Consider the following 19088-nt stretch of genomic DNA (forward strand, 5'->3'; position numbering starts at 1 on the left):
TCTGTTCCCTCGATCCGCCAATCCCAAGCGATATAAACCGATAAATTAATCGGCGTGCGTCATAAAGTTGCGCGGGCGGCGCTTAGCAGCGGCACGCATGTGCAATCGCGAATTCCTTCGTTAACGGATTGCCGGCGGTTCGTTACATTAGCCGGTCACCTGCCTGTTCGCGGCGCGTTGCCGCTCTTCCGGAGAATCCCCGATGAAGCCGTTCTGGTCCCGCGTGTGGCAATCCGCGGCCGTCGTCGTTGCCGCGCTGGTCGGCCTCGCGTCGATGCAAGCGCACGCGGCGACGCCCGCCGAAATCCGCGTCGACTATGCGTACTACTCGCCCGAGAGTCTCGTGATCCGCCACTTCGGCTGGCTCGACGACGCCTTCAAGGCCGACGGGACGGCGATTCGCTGGGTGCTGAGCCTCGGCAGCAATCGCGCGCTCGAATACCTGAACAGCGGCGCGGTCGATTTCGGCTCGGCCGCGGGACTCGCGTCGGTGCTCGCACGTGCGAACGGCAACCCGATCCATACCGTCTACGTGTTCTCGCGCCCCGAATGGACGGCGCTCGTGGTGCGCAAGGATTCGCCGATCCGTTCGCTCGCCGACCTCAAAGGCAAGAAGATCGCCGCGACGCGCGGCACCGATCCGTTCCTGTTCACGCTGCGCGCGCTGCACACGGTCGGCCTGACGCGCGACGACGTCGAGATCGTCAACCTGCAGCATCCGGACGGCCGCACCGCGCTCGCGAACGGTCAGGTCGATGCATGGGCCGGGCTCGATCCGCACATGGCGGCTGCCCAGCTCGACGACGGCGCGCGCCTGCTGTACCGCAACGTCACGTTCAATACGTACGGGTTCCTGAACGTGCGCGACGCGTTCGCGAGCCAGTATCCGCAGGCGGTCGAGCGCGTGCTGAAAGTGTATGACCGCGCGCGCCAGTGGATCGTCGCGCATCCGGCCGAGACCGCGCAGATCGTCGCCGACGAATCGAAGGTGTCGCTGCCGGTCGCGAAGCTGCAGCTTCAGCGCAACGACTTCAGCGACCCGGTGCCGGGCGACACGCAGCGCGCGGCGCTGAAGGCTGCCGCGCCGGTGCTGACGGCCGAGCAACTGACCAAGCCGGGCGTCGATCCCGCGAAGATCGTCGATACGCTGCTCGATCCGTCGTTCGCGCGTCCGATCGTCGCCGCATCGCACTGAGCGTGCCGCCGATGACGGACACCACCGCGCGCGGCGACGCGCTCGCATCGCGTCAACCTGCTGCGCCACCCCGCGCGGCGCGACGCGACCCGCTGCGCGCCTGGCGCATCGCGGGGCTCGCGCTGCCGTTCGCCGCGCTCGTGCTGCTGGAGGTCGCGGTGCGGCGCGGCTGGCTGCCCGATCATCTCGTGCCGGCGCCGAGCGAGATTCTCGATACGCTGGCGCGGATGGGCGTCACGCGGGTCGCGCGCCATGTCGGCGCGAGCACGCTGCGCGTCGCGGCCGGGTTCGCGGCCGGCGCCGGGCTCGCGCTCGTCGTCGGCGCGGCGATGGGCCTGAGCCGGCGAATCGACGCGCTGTTCGAACCGACGTTCCAGGCGTTGCGCGCGATTCCGTCGCTTGCGTGGGTGCCGGTGCTGCTGCTGTGGCTCGGCATCGACGAAGCACCGAAGATCACGCTGATCGCGATCGGCGCGTTCTTTCCGGTTCACCTCGCGGTGGTCGCCGGCATTCGCGATGTCGACCGCAAGCTCGTCGAACTCGGCGCGGTGTACCGGCTCGGCCCGCTCGCGCTGTTCCGCCGGATCCTGCTGCCGGCCGCGCTGCCGCAGATCGTCACCGGCCTGCGCACCGGCCTCAGTCTCGCGTGGATGTTCATGGTCGCCGCAGAGCTGATCGCGGCCACGCGCGGCCTCGGCTTCCTGCTGAGCGACGGCCGCGAAACCGGGCGGCCCGATCTCGTGTTCGGCGCGATCCTGCTGCTCGCGCTGCTCGGCAAGCTGACCGACGGCGCGATGCGCCGCATCGAGTCGCGCTGGCTCGGCTGGCGCGATGCGTTCGACGGCGCGTCGCGCGAGGGTGGGAAATGAGTGCCTCCCCTTCCGTCCGCCCGGCCGCCGGCAGCGCGACGCCGCTGCTCGACCTGCGGATCGCCCGCAAACTTTACGGTGATCGCACGATCCTCACCGACATCGCATTGCAGGTCGCACGCGGCGAGATCGTCTGCGTGGTCGGCCCGAGCGGTTGCGGCAAGAGCACGCTGCTACGGATTGTCGCCGGCCTCGACGCGGACTTCCGCGGCAGCGTGACGCTCGACGGCAGCGCGCTCGCCGGGCCGTCCGCGCGCGTCGGCGTGATCTTTCAGGAGCCGCGGCTGCTGCCGTGGCTGTCGATCGCGGACAACGTCGGCTTCGCGTCCGGCGCGCGGGGCGGACGCGACCCGAGCGTCGCGCGCTTGCTCGACGAGGTCGGCCTGGCCGGCGTCGCACGGCAACTGCCGGCCACGTTGTCGGGCGGGATGGCGCAGCGCGCCGCGATCGCGCGCGGGCTGTTCGGCGAGCCGGATCTGCTGCTGCTCGACGAACCGTTCAGCGCGGTCGACGCGATCACGCGGATGCGCTTGCAGACGCTGCTGCTCGACGTCGTCCACCGGCACCGGACGGCCGCGATCGTCGTCACGCACGATCTCGACGAGGCGCTGTATCTCGGCGATCGCGTGCTGATGCTCGCGCCGAACCCGGGCCGCGTCGACGACGACATCCACGTCGACGTCGCCCGGCCGCGCGATCGGCGCGATCCGGCGCTGGCCGCGCAGCGCGCGCGGCTGCTCGATGCGTTCCAGCGCTTTCACGATCGTGCGGCGGGCGACACGGCCGGCATCGCGGTCACGCCGGCCCGACCTCGCCACCTCACTGCGCCGACGCCGACCGCACGAACGCGGCCAGATCGCGATTGAACCGCTCGGCTTCCTCGAGGAACGGCGCGTGCCCGGACGCCGCGTACACCTTGCTGGCGATGCGCGGATTCAGCGCGGCCGCGCGAGCCAGCGTCGCGTGCGTATCGACCAGCGCGTCGCGGCCGCCGTAGATGAAAAGCAGCGGCACGCGCGCATTGCCGAGGCCCTCGGCGGCAAATACCGACATCGTCGGGATCGCCTTTTGCATGTCCCACGACGCCATCGCGGCGTGCGCGAGCAAGCGCTCGAACGTGGCGGCCTCCGGCCGACGGTTGAAGCACAGGCCGACGAACGTACGCTCGCCGTCGAGATGCGTTTTCAGGTCCGGCGCATTCATGTCCCGGTACACGTCCGGATGATCGACGATCTGGCCCGGCGCAAGCTCGACCACGCCGTCGACGTACACCGCGCCTGCGATCGCGCGGTCGCCGTACTTCGCGAGGTAGTTCGAGATCACCACGCCGCCGAGCGACCAGCCGACCACGACGGGTTTGCGCGCATGCGCACCGTCGATGACCGCGGCGAGATCGTCGCCCCAGCGGGTTCCGTCGCGGTACGGCTGTGCGCCGGACGGCTTGTCCGACAGCCCGTGGCCGCGCAGGTCGTACGTGATGATCCGGAACCCGCGCAGGTCTGGGCTGCGGACCTGCGCGTCCCAGTTCAGGCGGCTGCCGAGCAGGCCGTGGATCAGGATGACCGGCACGCCGTCGGGGTCGCCGCTTTCCTGCACGGCCAGCTTCACGCCATCCGTCGACGTCACGGTATAGCTGAGCGGTGCGGCGGCCGCGTCATACGCCAACGCGAACGGCGTCGCCCACCAGATCACGGCGATCAGCCAGCGGATCAGCACTCGGGTAGTCACGATTTTTCCTCCAGGGTGAAAGGACGCCCAGTCTCAACCCTCACACTGATGTGAGAGTCAAGCGGATCGTGCTAACCTGCCGTCCATGAAAAAATCGCCTGCTCAACCCCTGCTGACCATCGGCAAACTCGCGCAGCTCACCGGCGCGAGCGTGCGCTCGATCCGGCACTACGACGAGCACGGCCTGCTCGCGTCGGCGCGCGCGGCCAACGGCTATCGGCTGTTCGCCGACAACGCGGTGACGCAGGTCAAGCAGATTCAGCGCATGATCGCGACCGGCTTCACGCTCGACGACATTCGCGGCTTTCCGGACTGCATGCTGCTGATCGACGGCGCGCGTGCGTGCGACCAGATCACCGAGGTCCAGCGCGAACGGCTCGAAGCGATCGACCGCCAGATCGCCGATCTGGAGAAGCGGCGCGCGCGGCTCGTCAAGATGTTGCGAGATGGCGCGGTGCCGCCGCTCGATTGATCGAGGCGCGGGTTCGCCGGCCCGGATCGGGCCCCTCGCTGCCCTTCCGGCCCCTGCTCCATATCGAAATCGCGCCAGGATGCGCGGCCGCCGCGCCGCCACGAAAAACGCGCCGATTCAATGACGGTCGATTACAAACGCTTTTTATAAGCGCATCCTTGACATGCCGAATCGCGTGGTATTTACTCCCATTGCACTCGACGCAATACGAAATCGCAGCGCGAAAAAACAACAGGACTGAGAGTTGCATTTGCATCGGCATGCAAAAAGAATGCGTGTCGGCGAAATGCAAGACGAAGAAGTAAAACAGGCGTGATCCGAACGGGGGCCACATCCATGTCCGCTACCAGCAAACCGCCGCCTGGCGGTTGATTCCCGCCATTCAGCCATCCGACCACGCAGGTCCGCCGCCGGTTTTTCGATAGAACCGGGGCGGCGCCGTCACGTGCGTCGTCCACCCGCATCGCATCGCGCATGCGTCGGGTTTCAATGCGAGACGGCAAGTTCGCGGAATATCCATTTTCAAAATCCGGTGAATCCCGAATTTCACCGGCCATGCATTACCAATTCGGGATTTTTTTAATCATGCGCGTCGATATTTCACATATTGATGAAGGGATGAAAATGAGTACCACGACGATCGAAAATGCCGGTTACGGGGTCTACAACTCGACCATCGATGTCACCACCCAGGTGGCGGCGGCCTACAAGAACGGCCAGCGCGTATTCACGGCCAGCAATCAATGGGGCGATCCGGCGCCGGGCGAGCGCAAGTACCTGTACATCTTCTGGACCCGCAACAGCGAATCGCAGTCGGGCGTGACCGGCGAGAACGATTCTCACGGCGTGACCCTGCCCTGAACCGTATTCCGCGCGCGGGACGGGTCGCCGCGTCGCGGCAGCTTGCAGTCGCCGTACGGCCCATGCGCGTCATCCGGCGCGCAGCGTGTTTCCCCACCCTACCGATCGACAGGAGTCTTTCATGCCGTCCGTCTACGTGCAGAACATCTCGATTCCCGTGAGCACCGCCACGCCGTCCGACTCGGGCGTCATCACGGCCCAGACCACCTACAGTTTCCCGACCAACGTGATTGCGGCCGGCGCGTCGGTGGCCAGCTACTCGGCCTCGTTCGGCAACACCGACCACCACCTGCGCACGGTAGGCGCGAGCGTGCAGGTACAGACGCAGAACAATTCGCCGACGGTGACCATCACGGGCTCGCTCCAGCTGATCGACAACAGCAGCAACGAGCTCAACCCGAGCAGCTGCTCGTTGACCGCGTCGGTCATTGCCTGGGCGCAATAAGCGACGTTCGCCGCCGCGATGCGCGGCGTCGTTCCATTGTCCGGTTTGCAGTCGTGCCTTTCATGGTCCTCCGCCCGCCGTTCGGGTCGAGGACCATTTTCTCGAGGAGTCGCCATGTCCACCAGCGCCAGCCAGCAAGCCGACATCCCCGCCCTGGGCGTGCTCCAGTTCGACGCCGGCAGCTTCGGTTCCGCCGTGAACCTGTTCCGCGGCAATCTCGCCTTCCCGCTCAAGCTGCTGACGCTGCCCGCGCGTGGCGGGCTGGCGTTCGACCTGACCCTGCTGTACCAGAGCAACGTCGCGGACCAGGTCTCGCAATGGAACCTCACGAACCCGAGCGGCGCGCTCGGCGTCGGCTGGAGCATGCCCCTCGAGCGCATCGTCGCGGAAACGCAGGGGACGGGCAGCCCGCTCGACGTCCAGTATTACCTGATGAGCCAGGGCCAGGCGATGCAGCTCGTGCCGATCCCGACGGCGTGGAGCCGCGGCACGCTGCCCGCTGACGCCTTCGACGACGCCGCGAATGCGGCGCTGTTCTCGAGCGACCGCGTGCCGGCGCCGCTCGCGTCCGCGCTGGAACGACACGGCTGGCGACCGTCCGGCGACGCGCGTATCGCGTCCACCGGCCGCCCCGACGAGTGGCGCGTCGACGATGCGCCGCTGCGCCGCTCGCACCTGTTGCGCCGGCAACCGGACGGCACGATCGCCGTGACCACCGACGGCGAGTCCTATGAAACGGCGCCCTACCAGTTCTGGCAGATCACGCACTACCCGGCCTGGGACAGCTGGGAAGTCGTCCGCCCGGACGGCACGGTCGCCACCTACGGCGGCTCGGATGCGGCCGCCGCCGCGCGCAGCCTGATCCAGTGGGGCATCCGCTGGGGCAACTGGGTCGGCCCGAGCCGCCGCGCGGAAAACCAGCAGCGCTACGCGCTCGCGTGGAATCTCGCGCAGTTGCGCAACACGCTCGGGCACTGGATCGAATTTTCGTACAGCACGATCGAGCAGGCGGTCGGCGACGGCACGTTGACCTACACGCGCGAATGCCAGATCGCGAGCATGGAAAACGATCTCGGCTGGTCGTGCCGGTTCGCGTGGCAGCCGATGACCTACGACACCCGCTCGCTCGACGCGCCGAAGGAATACCTGGCCGCGCACGGCGACCCGACCCGCGTGCCGGGCGACACGCCGAACGCGTGGCAAGACCGTTACGAGACGCGCTATCTCGACCACGTCGACGTGATCGACGGCTCGGGCGCGCAGCAGACCCGCCTCGATTTCGACTGGTACGACCTGACCCTGCTCGCGCCGCGCGACGCCGCCAATCCGCTCGCCACCGGCGCCTGCTACAAACGCTATCTGAAGGGCGTGACCGATACCTTCGGCGGCGGCGCTGCCCGCCCCGGCATCGCATTCGACTACAACTTCGATGCCGGCGGCACGCCGAACCCGGGCGCGATGACGTCGATGACGCTGCCCACCGGCGGCGTGCTGCGCTACACGTACGCCGAGATCGACGTGGGCGCGGACGAGAACGTCGATCCGGGCTCGCGCAACCTCACCGTCGACAATCCGTTCGGCGCCAGCCGGCCGGGCGCGCCGCGCATCTGGTACGGCGGCGACTACGTGGTCGTCGCCTGGTACGAGGCCAGCGAGAACGCGCTGCTGGTGAACGTCTACACGTGGCTGGGCCGCTGGATTCCGGCCTGGACGGGCTGGCAGCGTTTCGACGGCGCGCTTGATCTCGATCGGACGGTGGCCACGACCAGCGCGGACAGCTTCATGCTGCTGCTGGCGAACCTCGACGATACGCAATCGACGCTCTATCTCGCGTCGCGCCGGCCGGTCGCGAACGCGGACTGGCATTTCGCGGGCGAGCCCGGCTCGCCCACGCCGTACCGCTACGACAGCACCCGGCTGCGGATCGCCAACGGCGCCGACTTCTTCGTCGTGGTCGACGACGACGATCGCCGCATCGACCGCTACGCGCTGAACTGGCAGACGCGCGGCTGGGACGTCGCGCCCGCGCTCGCGAGCGGCGCGTGCTGCCCGTCCGGCAGCGTCAATACGCAATCGTACGTGGCGGCGGCCACGAACCACTATCTGGTGTTCTGCTATGACGAGGACACGGCGCGCGGCCGCTTCAGCCTGATGGTCCGCGATGCGGCGACGCTGGCGTGGCGGCTCGGCAGCACGCTGGACACCGATGCGATCACGATTCCGGCGGTCGGCGCCACATCGTATTTCCAGCTGTCGATGGGCCAGGGCTTCGCGGCCGCCGCGTGGATCGACCGCTATGCATCGTCGGGCGGCGTGGTGCAAGCCTTCGACTACCGCCTCGCGGTGCCCGCGTGGGACGACGACTACGGCAACCTCGCATTGCACCCGCTGCCCGACGTATTCGACGGCCCGGGCTTCACGAACCTGTCGCCGGCGTTCATGCAGACACTCGGCCCGGTGATCACCGGCAACAGCCTGATCGGCTCGGGCCCGAACGTGCTGGTGTTCGACGGCGTGAGCTGGTCCTACCACTTCGCCGGCATCCAGTACCCGCCGGGCAGCGACGCGAACCGCCAGTTCTACTGGTACGCGTGGGATCAGCTCGGCGTGCTGAAGACGGAGAACACGACGTCGGCGCTCTACGCCGCGCTCGACAGTTTCGATCCCGACGCCGACACGCCCTGGGTCACCCAGGTGCTGCAGGACGAGGACCCGGCGCCCGCGGATCGCGAGACGCAGGGCTTCCCCACGCTGGCCGGCGCCTTCCTGTCGCAGAACCGCGACCTCTACGGCCGGTCGGTCTGGCCCGCGTGGAACCCGCTCGCCGGCTTCCGGCTGGGCGAGATCACCGTCGATCGCTTCGACAGCACGACCGTCATCAACCAGGCGCCCGACTTCCTCGCGTTCATGACGCTCGACGCCGACGGCGCGCCGCTCGACACGCAGGTGCGCTTCTTCTGCAACGGCGGGCTGCTGCGGGACGCGCAAGGCGAGCCGGTCGTCGAGCGTTTCCCCGGGCAGCAGATGTTCCGCCTGCTCAACAGCACGCTGCATTACGAGACGGCCATTTCGGGCAAGCTGCCGGCGATTCCGTCGGGGTTCGTGACCTTCCCGTCGGGCAACGAGATCGACGCGTCGACCCACATCACGCTGCACCGCTATGCGAATCACTCGCTGCATGCGCCGCTGGCGGCCTTCGTCGTGACCGCGCTCGCGATGGACAGCGGCTACGACTCGATGCTGCGCTGCTACGCGTATGCGGACGTGTCGGCCAATACCGATCCGTCGGGCAGCATCGTGCAATTCTCGAAGGTGTCCGAATACCAGGCGTGCGCGACGCCGCAGGCGCAGCGCTACGGCTGGACCACGAGCCATTTCTACAACGGCCTGCCCGCGCGGACGCTGCAGTTGCCGGACGATTGCCGCATCCGCGCCGGCGTGCGCGGTACGGCCGCGCCGGTCGACGACGCGTATTCGCTGGCGGCCGGCCTGCTGCTGTCGACCTCGGTGTACGACCGCGACGGCACGCTGCTGTCGTCCACGACCAGCGAGTGGACCTACACCGACCAGGTCGCGAGCGACGCGAACGGCGCCACGCTGCGCAATCTCTACGACGCCGTGCCGCAGATCGCGACGTCGGTCGAGAGCCTGCAGGGCGTCGCGCGCACCATGACCTATGCGTACAACGCGGCGTCGGGCTATCCGGCCACGGTGCAAACCGCCTATTACGACAGCCGGGGCGAGCTCAACGTCACGCAGCGCACGTCGCTGTTCGGTTTCGAGGTCTACCCGGCGATGTGGAGCGCGCACATCCTCGCGCCGGTGGCCAGTGCATCGACGCGGGTGCAGGCGGACGGCGGCTGGCTGTTGCAGGCCGCGAAGGCGCAGACCTTCCGCAGCTGGGATCACGACGACGGCACCACCTATCTCGCGGAAGCCGACAGCTGGGTCGCGGTCGACGAGAATGCGCCGCCGTTCGCCGCGTGGAACGGCGGTCAGCCCGGCGCGGGCTGGCTGCTGGAGGAGCGTATCGATACGCGCGACGGCGAGGGCAACGTGCTGCTCTCTCACGACGTCACCGGCCGCCCGATGGCTTCGCTGTTCGACGATGCAGGGCGCTTTCGCATCGCGGGCTTCGTCAATTCGGCGGGCGGCAATGCATACGACAGTTTCGAGGATTACCAGCGGCCGACCTGGAGCCTGCCGGCCGGCGCGGCCGTCTATCGCGACGACGCGGCCAGCGGCACCGCCTGCCTGCAGATCACCGCGTCGGCGACGCTCACCCGCGCCGTGACGCTGACCGACGGTCGCGCGCGGCAGGTGTTCGGCCTGTGGTTCAAGAGCCCGACCGGCGCGACGGCGAGCGACTTCACCGTGACGTTGACGCTCACCGCGCCGGGCGGCGCGCAGTTGAGCCGGCGCCTCGCGCCCACCGCCGGCCAGTGGCAACCGCAGCAATGGACCGTCGATCCGTCGTCGCTCGGCCTCGGCGCGAACGCCACCGTCACGCTCGGCATTCGGGCCGAACTGCCGACGGGCGGCGCGGCGTGGCTGCGGCTCGACGACGTGTTCTTCACGCCGCTCGACTGCCAGTTCCAGTCGATCGCCTACGACGGCGCACAGCTGCGCACGCTCGGCACCACCGCGCCGAACGGCGTGCGCTCGCGCACGCTCTACAACCCGTTCGCCGAGCCGTCCGTGACGGTCGGCCCCTGGGACAATCCGAGCCTGATCAGCATGACGTGGTTCGCCGCGCAGGACACGACGATCGGCCCCGCCGCGCCGTTTCCGCGCGCCACGCCGAACGCGGCGATCAACGTCAACGGCCAGGGGATCGGCGTGTACGACGGCTTCTGCAACGGCGCGCTGGCGTTCTACACGGCCGCGTCGGGCAATGCGGCCGACTGGACCGCGGGCGGCGGGCTGCTCAGCTATCACGGCGAAGCGGCCGGACCGCTCGGCGCGCGGCTCGAGCGCACCGGTTTCGCGGCGGCGAGCATCGCCGCGCGCGTGCTGGTCGACCGCGCCAGCCTCGGCGACGCGGTGCTCGGCACCGGTACCTGGTTCGTCGGCTTCAGCCCGGCGCAGGGCTGGCGCCTGTGGCGGCTCGACGGCGCGAACCCCGTGCTGCTGCAATCCGACAGCGTGGCGCCGGCCGCCCGGGAATGGCTGCTGGTGGCCGTGACGGGCCGCGTGCTGTTCTTCGCCGACGGGCGCAAGGTGTTCGAATATGCGGACGCCGCGGTCGCCGCCCCGTTCGGCCTCCAGCTCGGCATGACGCAGCCCGGCAGCTTCTCGGCGCTGGCCGTGGCCGAGGACGTCGGCCTGAGCGTCGAGTATCGGGACGGCCTCGCGCGCAGCCTGCAGACGCTGAAGCTCGAATCGGCCGATAGCGCGGTGCTCGACACCGGCGTGTACGACGATCGCGGCAACACCGCGATCCGGGCGCTCACGAGCCGCGTCACCGTGTCCGGCGCACAGGCGTTGTTCGTCTACCAGGACGGGCTGGTGACCAACGGCGGCGCCGACGGCAGCCTCTGGCAAGGCGCGCCGCTCGAGGGCGCGCTCGCCGCCTGGCATCCCGACGCCGGCGGCTATCCGTTCGCGCGCACCGTCTACGAAAACGCGCCGCTCGGCCGGCCGGTGGCGTTCGGTCAGCCCGGCTACGACTATGCGATCCGGCCCGGCAGCACGCATTACGCGACGCGCGCCTACGGCGTCAACGCCGACGCGGGGCGCTTCGCCTATCCGTTGCCGATCGGCGAGTATCACCTGACGACGGACGTCGATCCCAACGGCGCGGTCACGCAAAGCTGGTCGGACACGGCCGAGCACCTGATCGGCCGCGTCGTGCAGAACGCGCTCACCGACGACAGCCTCGACTGGCGCATGAGCCAGATTTACGACGCGCAGGGCCGCACCGTCGCGTCGGTGCCGCCCGCGTCGTACGCGGCAGGCGGCGCCGGCACGAAAGCCGTGCCGGCCGGCAGCAGCACCGCCGACTACGACTTCGCCGGGCATCGGCTCAGCTCGACCGATCCCGACAGCGGCACCACGCAGATCGTCTACAGCAGCGCCGGGCTGATGCGCTTCCTCGCCGACGGCAACGCATTGAACGGCGGCTACATCGCCTATCGGAAATACGACACGCTGAGCCGCGTGATCGAGGAAGGCACCTGTGCCGTCGCGTGGGACCGCGCGCAGCTTCAGCAGCATGCCGACGACCCCGACTGGCCGCCATCGTCGCCCACCTGGAGCGTGCGCCGCCATTACGACGGCGACGGGTCGGATGCGACCCAGGACGACCATCTCGTCGGCCGGCTCTGGAAGGTGGAGGTCAACCAGGGCGACGCCGCGCAGGCCGGCTTGACCGAGACGGTCGCGTACGACCGGGCCGGGCGCGTGCTCGCGCGGCGCCGGCAATTCGCCGGGATGCCGGCGGGCGACTGCGTCATCGCGAATACGTGGTCGGCCGGCGGCAACCTGCTGTCGAGCACGGATTCGACCACGGGGCTCGTCAGCCTGCGCCGTTACGACGCGCTCGGCCGCGTGCTCGAGGTCGCGGCCGATACCGGCGGCACGACGACGGTGCTGATCGCGCACGAGTACGCGCCCAACGGCAAACCGACGCTCACCCGCCTGCTGCCCGACGGCAAAGGCGCGTCGATGCTGTCCCGACGCTTCGCGTACACACCGCCGGGCTGGCCCACCGTCAGCGATGCCGGGGCGGTGCTCAGGGAAACGCTCGCCTACGACACCGGCGCTTGCGAGGGCGGCGGCTATTACAACGGCGAAATCGCACGACAGACCGTCACGTCGGACGTGCCCGGCGGGTCGGTCGGGCCGGCCTGCACCACGATGGATTCGCTCGGCCAGCTGACCGCGTTCGGTTCCGGCGCCGACGCGCAACGCTGGGAGATCGACCTGAACGGCAACTTCGAGCGGCACACGCGCGGCGCGGATTCGGCCGGCTACACGTATGCGGCCGGCACGAACCGCCTGACCGGCTATACGGCCGCGCAGGACACCACCACGTTCGCGTACGACCATGCGGGCGGCATCGTCGGCGCGAGCGACGGCACGGGTGCGACGCGCTGGCAGATCGGCTATGACGCCGGCACCGGGCGGCCCGTCAGCTACGCCGGCCCCGGTGCGTCGCTGTCGATCCTGCGCGACGCGGACGGCAATCGCGCGGCGCTTACCCGTACGAGCGGCGGCGCGACCACGCAGCGGTTCCAGACGTCGATGCCCGACGGCGAACTCGTGATCGACGCGGCAAACGGCGCGAGCACATCGACCCGCTTCATCGCCGCGCTCGACGTCCAGGTGGCGTGGCACGACGGACGCTTCTACTTCGCGCTGCTCGACCATCTCGGCAGCGTACGCGTGCTGCTCGACGCGAGCGGCGAGACCGTCGGTGCGTGGCAGTACGACGTGTATGGCCAGCCCACCGTGCTGGTGGCCGCGCCGTTCGCGTGGCCGCGACTGTTCACCGGCCACAACTACGACGCGGATTCCGGTTTCTACGACTGCAACGCGCGCTTCTACCACCCGGGCTACGGCCGTTACCTCAGCGTCGATCCGATGCTGGAAACGCCGTCGCCGTACGTCTATGTCGGCAACAACCCGCTCGTCTTCACCGATCCGAGCGGCATGAACGTGTGGGGCATCATCGTCGGCGCGCTGGTCACGCTGGCGGTGGGCGTGGCCGGCGTGCTGCTGCTCGGCACCGGCATCGGCGCGGCGATCCTGGTGGGCGTCGTGGCCGGCGCGGTCGGGTCGATGGCCGGCGACCTCATGAGCATGGCCACCGGCGACCAGATCAGCTGGAAACAGTTCGGCATCGATGCGCTGGCCGGTGCGGCGGCCGGCGCGGCCGGCGCGCTCGCGGGCGGCGGCGCCGGCGCACTGACCGCGCGCGCGGCGCTCGGCTTGAGCGCGAGCAAGGTGGCCACCACGCTGTCGGTGTCGCTCGTCTCCGGCATCGCGGGCGGCGTGGCCGGCGGCGCGGCCGGGGCCGGCGTGACGGCAGGCATGACCGGGCAGCCGTTCTTCAGCCGGGCGACCGCGCTGAACATCGCGATCGGCGCGGTGGCCGGCGGCGGCGCCGGGCTGATGGCGGCGGGCGCGCACCTCACCTTCTTCACCGGCAAGGCGTCGCTCGGCGTGAACCCGACGCCCCTGGAGAACGCCGGCGAAATCCCGAACTATCCGCCGCCGAACACGCCCGGCTTGCCGAGCGAACCCGGCCAGAACGGTCTGGTCGGGAAGGTGCGGATCCTGATGCCGAACGATCCGGTCACGACCAGCGTGAAAGCCACGTGGGATGCGTTCACCACCGATCTGCAGCGGCAGCAGTTCGCGGAGAATCTCACGCGGGTCGGCAACCTCGACGTCGACGTCGTCGCGACGCACGGCATTTCGCGCAGCGCGATGGTCGAGTGGACGGGCGCGAACGGCGTGCCGATCAACCGGCCGACCTCCGCGTCCACGCTGGCGCGGTTCCTGCGCGCACAGGGCTATGGCGCGGCCGATACGAACTTTCCCGCCGCGTCGGGCAGGCCAATCAAGCTCGTCACCTGCTTCGCCGGGATGGCCGGCCGCTTCAGTTTCGCGCAGGCGCTGGCCAACGAGTTGCAGGTCGACGTGTACGCGCACTGGTGGGTGGTCTATCCGACCAACAATGCGACGCCATGGATCCGCTTTCAGCCGCGCTGACGGCGCGACGCATCGCGACAGGCGACGGCGGCCGCATGGCGGCCGTCGCGCATCGGGGCACAACACGCGGCTTCACCTTCTGCCCGTGGGATGGATTTCCCCGATCCGCTTGTTCCGACGTCAATCGTCGAAGGTGCCCTGATATTCCGGCGCGGCATCCGCGCGCGTGTTCAGTTCGAACATCACGCCGCCCGGCGCACGGCAAAAGAAACGCGAGCCGCGCCCGTTGTTGAAGACGTCCGTCTCCATCGCGACGCCCTCTTCCTTGAAACGCGCGAACAGCGCATGCACGGCATCGAGGCTCGGCAGTTCGAAGCCGACGTGGAAGTTGGCCGGCCACGCGGGCACGCCGTCGCCGACGTGATCGATCACGACGTCGAAGCCCGGGCGTTTGAGGATCCACGATTTGTCCCAGCTTCCCGCGATCGTGAAGCCGAGGTATCGCTCGAAGAATCGGGCCGTCGCCAGCGTGTCGGCAGAAGGAAAGCTCAGGTGGTTGAGCTTCATCGTGTGTGTCGTGTCGGTCATTGTCGGACTCTCTGATGCGGTGATGGGCGAAGGCGCCATGCCATGCCGCCCGAGGACTTCAGAATACGGGCGCGGGCTCGCATTCCACAACTCGCATTGGACGTTCCGCCGGCGGCGCGTGAAACCCTTGCCGCGCCGTCGGTTGCGGAAGGGCGACGATCGCGGCGGATGGGGTGACTCGCATTCGCGACGGCATCGTCGACGGGAAATGCCCGATCGGCGGGCGACAGCAAACGACGAAGGCCCGGGATTCGCAAACGAACCCCGGGCCTTCGATCGACAGCGGGCGCCGGGCTGTGCATCCATTGCCCGGCACCGCGCATCGCTCAACGCGACGCGGCCTGCATCAGAACTGATAACCCGCGCCGACCACCGCGCCGAAGTCCGACCGCGTGTTGCCCGTCACCGATGCCTTGACGACCCAGCGGTTGCTCTCCGTCACGTACGAGTAGCCGGCCGCGAAGCCCTGCTGGCCGTGATAGTTCGACGTCGCCGCCGACACCATCGAGCGCCCCGCGCCGGTCGGCTGCGGCAAGCCGGCCACCGCCATCGCCGACGCGACGCCGCCGTACATGTCCTTCTTCAGGTCGTTGAACGCGTTGTACACCTGCCCGATGCGCTGGTCGGTATAGCCCTTCGCCTGCGTCGACGCCGTCGCGAGGTTGTCGTTCAGCTGCTGCACGTTCACCGCGTCGGTCGGCGCCGTGCCGGCCGCGACGTTCGTGACCTGACGCTCGCTGCCCTTCGCGCCAACCGAGAACGAATTGTCGCGATCGGCGACGGAGCCCGCGCCGACCGCCACCGCGTTCTTGCCGGTCGCGGTCGCCGTCGACCCGATCGCACCCGCATCGGCGCGCGCGATCCACGTGGTGTTCGCGTCGGTCGCGGTCGCGCGGATCCTGTCGTTGGCCGCGACGTTCTGCAGCGCGGCGTTGAACTGGCCCATGTTGACCGCGTCGTTGGCGTTCACGCCCGCCGCGACACCGGTCAGCACGCGGTCGCCCGCCGTACCGGAGAAGTTCACGCTCGTGCCGCCCGAGTCCTTGCCGACCGTGATCGCGCCGTTCGGGTCCTGCTGTTGCACGAGGCCGGCCTTGCCGTTCGCGATGTTGGTCACGCTCCCTTGCAGGTTCGAGATGTCGGTGGTGTTCTTCGACACCTGCTGGTTGGTCGCGTAGAGCTGCGAGCCGTTCACCGCGTCGGTGCTGGTCGCGCCGAGCGTGCCGGCCTGCACGTTGGTGATGCGCGTGCCGCCCGCGCCGCCGAGCGTGATCGTGCTCTTCGAGCTGTCGTCGTACTGCACCGCGAGCGCGCCAAGCTGGTTCAGGTTCGACTGCACGTCCTTCAACTGCTTCACGTTCACCGCGTCGGTATCGCTGGTGCCTGCCGCGACGTTCTTCAGCACGACCGCCGACGTGGCGTCTCCGCCGACGAGCGATACCGAATTCAGCCGGTTGCCGCTCGGGTCGACGTCGTACTTGACGACGTTCTTCACCGCTTCGCCGGCCTGGTTCGACACGTTCGTGATCTGCTGTTCGAGCGCGGTCTTCACGCCCGACAACTGGCCGCCGTTGACCGCATCCGTGCTGCCCGCGGCCAGGTTGCCGTCGGCCACGTTCGTCAGCTTCGTCGGCGCACCGCCGCGCGCGGCACTGAACGCGCCGAGCGTCGGATCGAATTGCAGCGCATCCTGCTGCAGCCCGGCAATCGCCGCCGTGTTGCCCGCGATATTCGTTTCGGCATTGCCGAGGCGCGTTTCGTGATTCGCGAGCGTCGTCGTGTTGCTGCCGACACGGCCGTCGAGGTTCGTCAGCGCGTCGCCGACGTTGTTGAACGCGCTGCCGCCGATCTTGTAGTTCGGTGCGCCGATCGAGCCGTCGGGGTTCGCCGTCGCACCGCCGCCGAGCGCGGCCGCCGCGCCGTCGGTCGCGCGACGCAGTTGCGCGCCGTTCACCGCGTCGGTGCTGCCGGCCGCCACGTTGCCTTCCGCGACGTTGGTCACGCGCACCGGGCTGCCGCCGTTGCCCGCGCCGAGCGATACCTGCTGCTTGCTCGCATCGTCGTATTTGACGGCGAGCGCGTCGAGCTGGCTCGTCCCGTCGTGAATCGCCGCGGTCAACTGATCGACGTTGACCGCGTCCGTGCCGCTTTTGCCGGCCGCGACGTTGCTGATCAACTGCGGGCCGTGGCCGCCGTGGCTTACATCGTACGCGCCGAGGCCCGGGTTCCACTGCAGCGCGTCCTGCTGAAGCGCCGCGATGTTGCCGGTGTTCGTCGTCACCTGGTTGCCGACGGCCGTGATCGACTGGTTGAGCGTGTCGGTCACCTTGCCGAGCTGGCCCACGTTCACCGCATCGCCTGCCGCCACGCCATCCGCGACGTTGTGCAGGCCGACCGGCGCCGTGGCGCCGGTGCCGCCGAGCGTGACGCCGCCGTGCGCATCGTCGTCGTACTGCACCGCGTTCTTCGTCGCGTTGCCGATCTGGCTGGTGATCGACGTGCTCAGGTTGCCGAGCGCCGTGCCGAGGTTGTTCGTCACGCTCGTGCTCAGCGATGCAAGGCCGCCCGTCAACTGGCCGACGTTCACGGCGTCGTGCAGATCCTTGCCGTCCGCGACGTTGTGCAGCGTCGTGCCGTTGGGGCCGGCGAACGTCACCGAATCGAAGCCGCTCGCGCCGTCGTACTTGACGTTGCGCGTATCGGCCGCCTGCAGGCCGGCGATGTTCGATGCCGCCGTGCTCAACGATCCGTTGATGCCGGTCACGCTGTTCTGCAGGTTCGTGATGTTCGATGCCGCCGTCGACAGGGACGTCTGCAACGGCGCGACGCTGCCCTTCAACTGGCCGACGTTGACCGCGTCGGTATCGGCGACGCCGGCAGCCACGCCGCCGATCGTCGTGCCGGTCGCGCCGTCGAGCGCGATCGCCGCATGCGAGTCGTCGGTGTATTTGACGACGTTCTGCGTCGCCGTGACGATGCTCGTGCTCAAGCTGTTGCCGACGCTGGTCACGCGCTGGTCGACGTTCGAGATCGTGGTCGACAGCGAATTGCCGACCGACGTCACGCGCGCGTCGACGTTGCCGATGCCCGTGCTCAGCGTACTGTTCACGTTCTTCAGCTGCTGGACGTTGACCGCGTCGGTATCGGCCGCGCCCGCCGCGACGTTCTTGAGCTGGCGTTCGCTGCCGGGCGCGCCGAACGACACCGCGCCGCCGACCGGCGCGGCCGTGCCGCCGAACACCGGCGTACCGCCGTTGTTCGCGCCGACGCTGCCCGAGCCGATCGCCACCTGGTTGTTGTCGTTCGTCTGCGCGCCGGCGCCGATCGCCACCGACTGGGTGCCGCCAGCACGCGTCTGCGTGGCCGCGTCGTACGATGCGCCGGCCGACACGCCGTCGCTCGACGTCGGGTTCGCGCCGCCGATCGCGACCGAGCGGTCGCCGCTCGCGAGCGCCGAGTGGCCGAGCGCGATCGAACTCGTGCCGTGCGCGTCCGCGACGTTACCGAGCGCCATCGAGAAATCGCCGACCGCCGCCGACTGGCGGCCGATCGCCAGCGCCGTGTTGCCCTGCGCGACCGCCACCGTGCCGATCGCGGTAGCCGAATTCGCCAGCGCCTGCGAGCCGACCCCGATCGCAATCGCGCCGCCGCTGCCGCTGCCGCCCTTGCTGCTCGCATTCGACTGGTCGCCGATCGCGATGCCGCTGGCACCGGCCTTCGCATTGGTTCCTTGCGTCACGTTGGTGGTACTGACCGCCACGTAGCTGCCGTTCTTGGTCGCCACGCATAGCGGGTTGGTGCCGTCAATGCACTGGCCGCTCAGTGCGTTGTCCGGGTTGCCTCGGTCGACGAAGTTGTCCGCGTGAGCGGCGCCGGCGATCAACACCCCCGCGCCGGTGAACATCGCGGCGGCGAGCGCCGAAATCTGCTTCCTCTTCATGGTCTTCTGCTCCGTTGTGTAGCGTCTGGTTTGAATACGGACTACTTACTTTTATTGACAGCTTCGACTTCGATTACGACTTCGTTTCGGAAGCGGATTCCGCGGCCGGGCCGGCCATATCGACACGACGCGCATCGAGCACCCGTTTCGGCAGGGCGTTCGAAAGCCGCGGGCATGTCGTCGTCCTGACGTCCCGTTCCGTTAATTCGGCAATTGCATTAGGAATGCGTATTGATTCTTATGGACGAGTTTTCCCCCGACTGAATCCGGAGATTCAACCCGTCGTCATGACCATTCCCGATTCGCCGTCGCGTTGACCGCGACCCACCACG

General features: G+C 68.8%; 11 protein-coding genes. 7 read left to right on the top strand and 4 right to left on the bottom strand.

The annotated features are described in order from the left end of the window. Nucleotides 1-202 precede the first annotated feature (202 nt). From CFB81_RS32960 to CFB81_RS32970, 3 genes are read left to right on the top strand one after another with little or no spacing between them, the layout of a single operon-like run. Complete coding sequence (locus CFB81_RS32960) at nucleotides 203-1195, top strand: aliphatic sulfonate ABC transporter substrate-binding protein (protein ID WP_089437938.1); 993 nt, start codon at nucleotides 203-205, stop codon at nucleotides 1193-1195. A gap of 11 nt (nucleotides 1196-1206) precedes the next feature. Next, nucleotides 1207-2064 carry an ABC transporter permease gene (locus tag CFB81_RS32965; RefSeq protein ID WP_179236137.1) on the top strand — a complete coding sequence of 286 codons (858 nt, stop codon included), beginning with the start codon at nucleotides 1207-1209 and terminating at the stop codon, nucleotides 2062-2064. Next, nucleotides 2061-2930, top strand: a complete 870-nt coding sequence (locus CFB81_RS32970) for an ABC transporter ATP-binding protein (protein ID WP_089437940.1) — start codon at nucleotides 2061-2063, stop codon at nucleotides 2928-2930. Before CFB81_RS32965 ends, CFB81_RS32970 begins: the two co-directional genes overlap by 4 nt. On the opposite strand, the gene CFB81_RS32975 is transcribed toward CFB81_RS32970, so the two are convergent. Then, nucleotides 2884-3792: an alpha/beta fold hydrolase gene (locus CFB81_RS32975; protein WP_089437941.1), complete on the bottom strand. Its 909-nt coding sequence runs from the start codon at nucleotides 3790-3792 to the stop codon at nucleotides 2884-2886. The genes CFB81_RS32970 and CFB81_RS32975 overlap by 47 nt on opposite strands. Nucleotides 3793-3877: 85 nt before the next feature. On the opposite strand from CFB81_RS32975, the gene CFB81_RS32980 reads away from it, so the two are divergent. Continuing rightward, nucleotides 3878-4264, top strand: coding sequence for a MerR family transcriptional regulator (locus CFB81_RS32980; protein ID WP_089437942.1), 387 nt, complete (start codon nucleotides 3878-3880; stop codon nucleotides 4262-4264). Nucleotides 4265-4446: 182 nt separating this feature from the next. Here CFB81_RS32980 and CFB81_RS35905 read toward each other — a convergent pair whose 3' ends face one another. Further along, a complete protein-coding gene (locus CFB81_RS35905; protein ID WP_124502920.1) occupies nucleotides 4447-4821 on the bottom strand; it encodes a hypothetical protein in 375 nt (124 codons plus the stop codon). Here CFB81_RS35905 and CFB81_RS32985 point away from each other — a divergent pair. From CFB81_RS32985 to CFB81_RS32995, 3 genes are all read left to right on the top strand, one after another. Further along, entirely contained in the window at nucleotides 4820-5125 is a 306-nt protein-coding gene (locus tag CFB81_RS32985) for a DUF3395 domain-containing protein (protein WP_141723462.1), read from the top strand. The genes CFB81_RS35905 and CFB81_RS32985 overlap by 2 nt on opposite strands. A gap of 121 nt (nucleotides 5126-5246) precedes the next feature. Then, a complete protein-coding gene (locus CFB81_RS32990; protein ID WP_069619977.1) occupies nucleotides 5247-5570 on the top strand; it encodes a hypothetical protein in 324 nt (107 codons plus the stop codon). Between the two features lie 114 nt (nucleotides 5571-5684). Further along, the gene (locus CFB81_RS32995) at nucleotides 5685-14288 is read left to right on the top strand and encodes an RHS repeat domain-containing protein (RefSeq protein ID WP_143328661.1); all 8604 of its coding nucleotides are present in this window, start codon (nucleotides 5685-5687) and stop codon (nucleotides 14286-14288) included. A 120-nt stretch (nucleotides 14289-14408) separates the two neighbouring features. On the opposite strand, the gene CFB81_RS33000 is transcribed toward CFB81_RS32995, so the two are convergent. Together CFB81_RS33000 and CFB81_RS33005 are read right to left on the bottom strand one after the other, a co-directional pair. Then, entirely contained in the window at nucleotides 14409-14816 is a 408-nt protein-coding gene (locus CFB81_RS33000) for a VOC family protein (RefSeq protein WP_179236139.1), read from the bottom strand. Nucleotides 14817-15162: 346 nt separating this feature from the next. Then, nucleotides 15163-18756, bottom strand: coding sequence for a YadA-like family protein (locus tag CFB81_RS33005; protein WP_089437945.1), 3594 nt, complete (start codon nucleotides 18754-18756; stop codon nucleotides 15163-15165). Nucleotides 18757-19088 lie beyond the last annotated feature (332 nt).

This window comes from Burkholderia sp. AU28863 (assembly GCF_002223195.1).
Lineage (GTDB): Bacteria > Pseudomonadota > Gammaproteobacteria > Burkholderiales > Burkholderiaceae > Burkholderia > Burkholderia sola.

Excerpts from the sequence above, each read along its gene's own strand:
- CFB81_RS32990 (WP_069619977.1), top strand. The coding sequence starts at position 5,247 with ATGCCGTCCGTCTACGTGCAGAACATCTCGATTCCCGTGAGCACCGCC.
- CFB81_RS32980 (WP_089437942.1), top strand. The coding sequence starts at position 3,878 with ATGAAAAAATCGCCTGCTCAACCCCTGCTGACCATCGGCAAACTCGCG.
- CFB81_RS32965 (WP_179236137.1), top strand. The coding sequence starts at position 1,207 with ATGACGGACACCACCGCGCGCGGCGACGCGCTCGCATCGCGTCAACCT.
- CFB81_RS35905 (WP_124502920.1), bottom strand. The coding sequence starts at position 4,821 with ATGGCCGGTGAAATTCGGGATTCACCGGATTTTGAAAATGGATATTCC.
- CFB81_RS32960 (WP_089437938.1), top strand. The coding sequence starts at position 203 with ATGAAGCCGTTCTGGTCCCGCGTGTGGCAATCCGCGGCCGTCGTCGTT.
- CFB81_RS33005 (WP_089437945.1), bottom strand. The coding sequence starts at position 18,756 with ATGAAGAGGAAGCAGATTTCGGCGCTCGCCGCCGCGATGTTCACCGGC.
- CFB81_RS32970 (WP_089437940.1), top strand. The coding sequence starts at position 2,061 with ATGAGTGCCTCCCCTTCCGTCCGCCCGGCCGCCGGCAGCGCGACGCCG.
- CFB81_RS32985 (WP_141723462.1), top strand. The coding sequence starts at position 4,820 with ATGCATTACCAATTCGGGATTTTTTTAATCATGCGCGTCGATATTTCA.
- CFB81_RS33000 (WP_179236139.1), bottom strand. The coding sequence starts at position 14,816 with ATGACCGACACGACACACACGATGAAGCTCAACCACCTGAGCTTTCCT.
- CFB81_RS32995 (WP_143328661.1), top strand. The coding sequence starts at position 5,685 with ATGTCCACCAGCGCCAGCCAGCAAGCCGACATCCCCGCCCTGGGCGTG.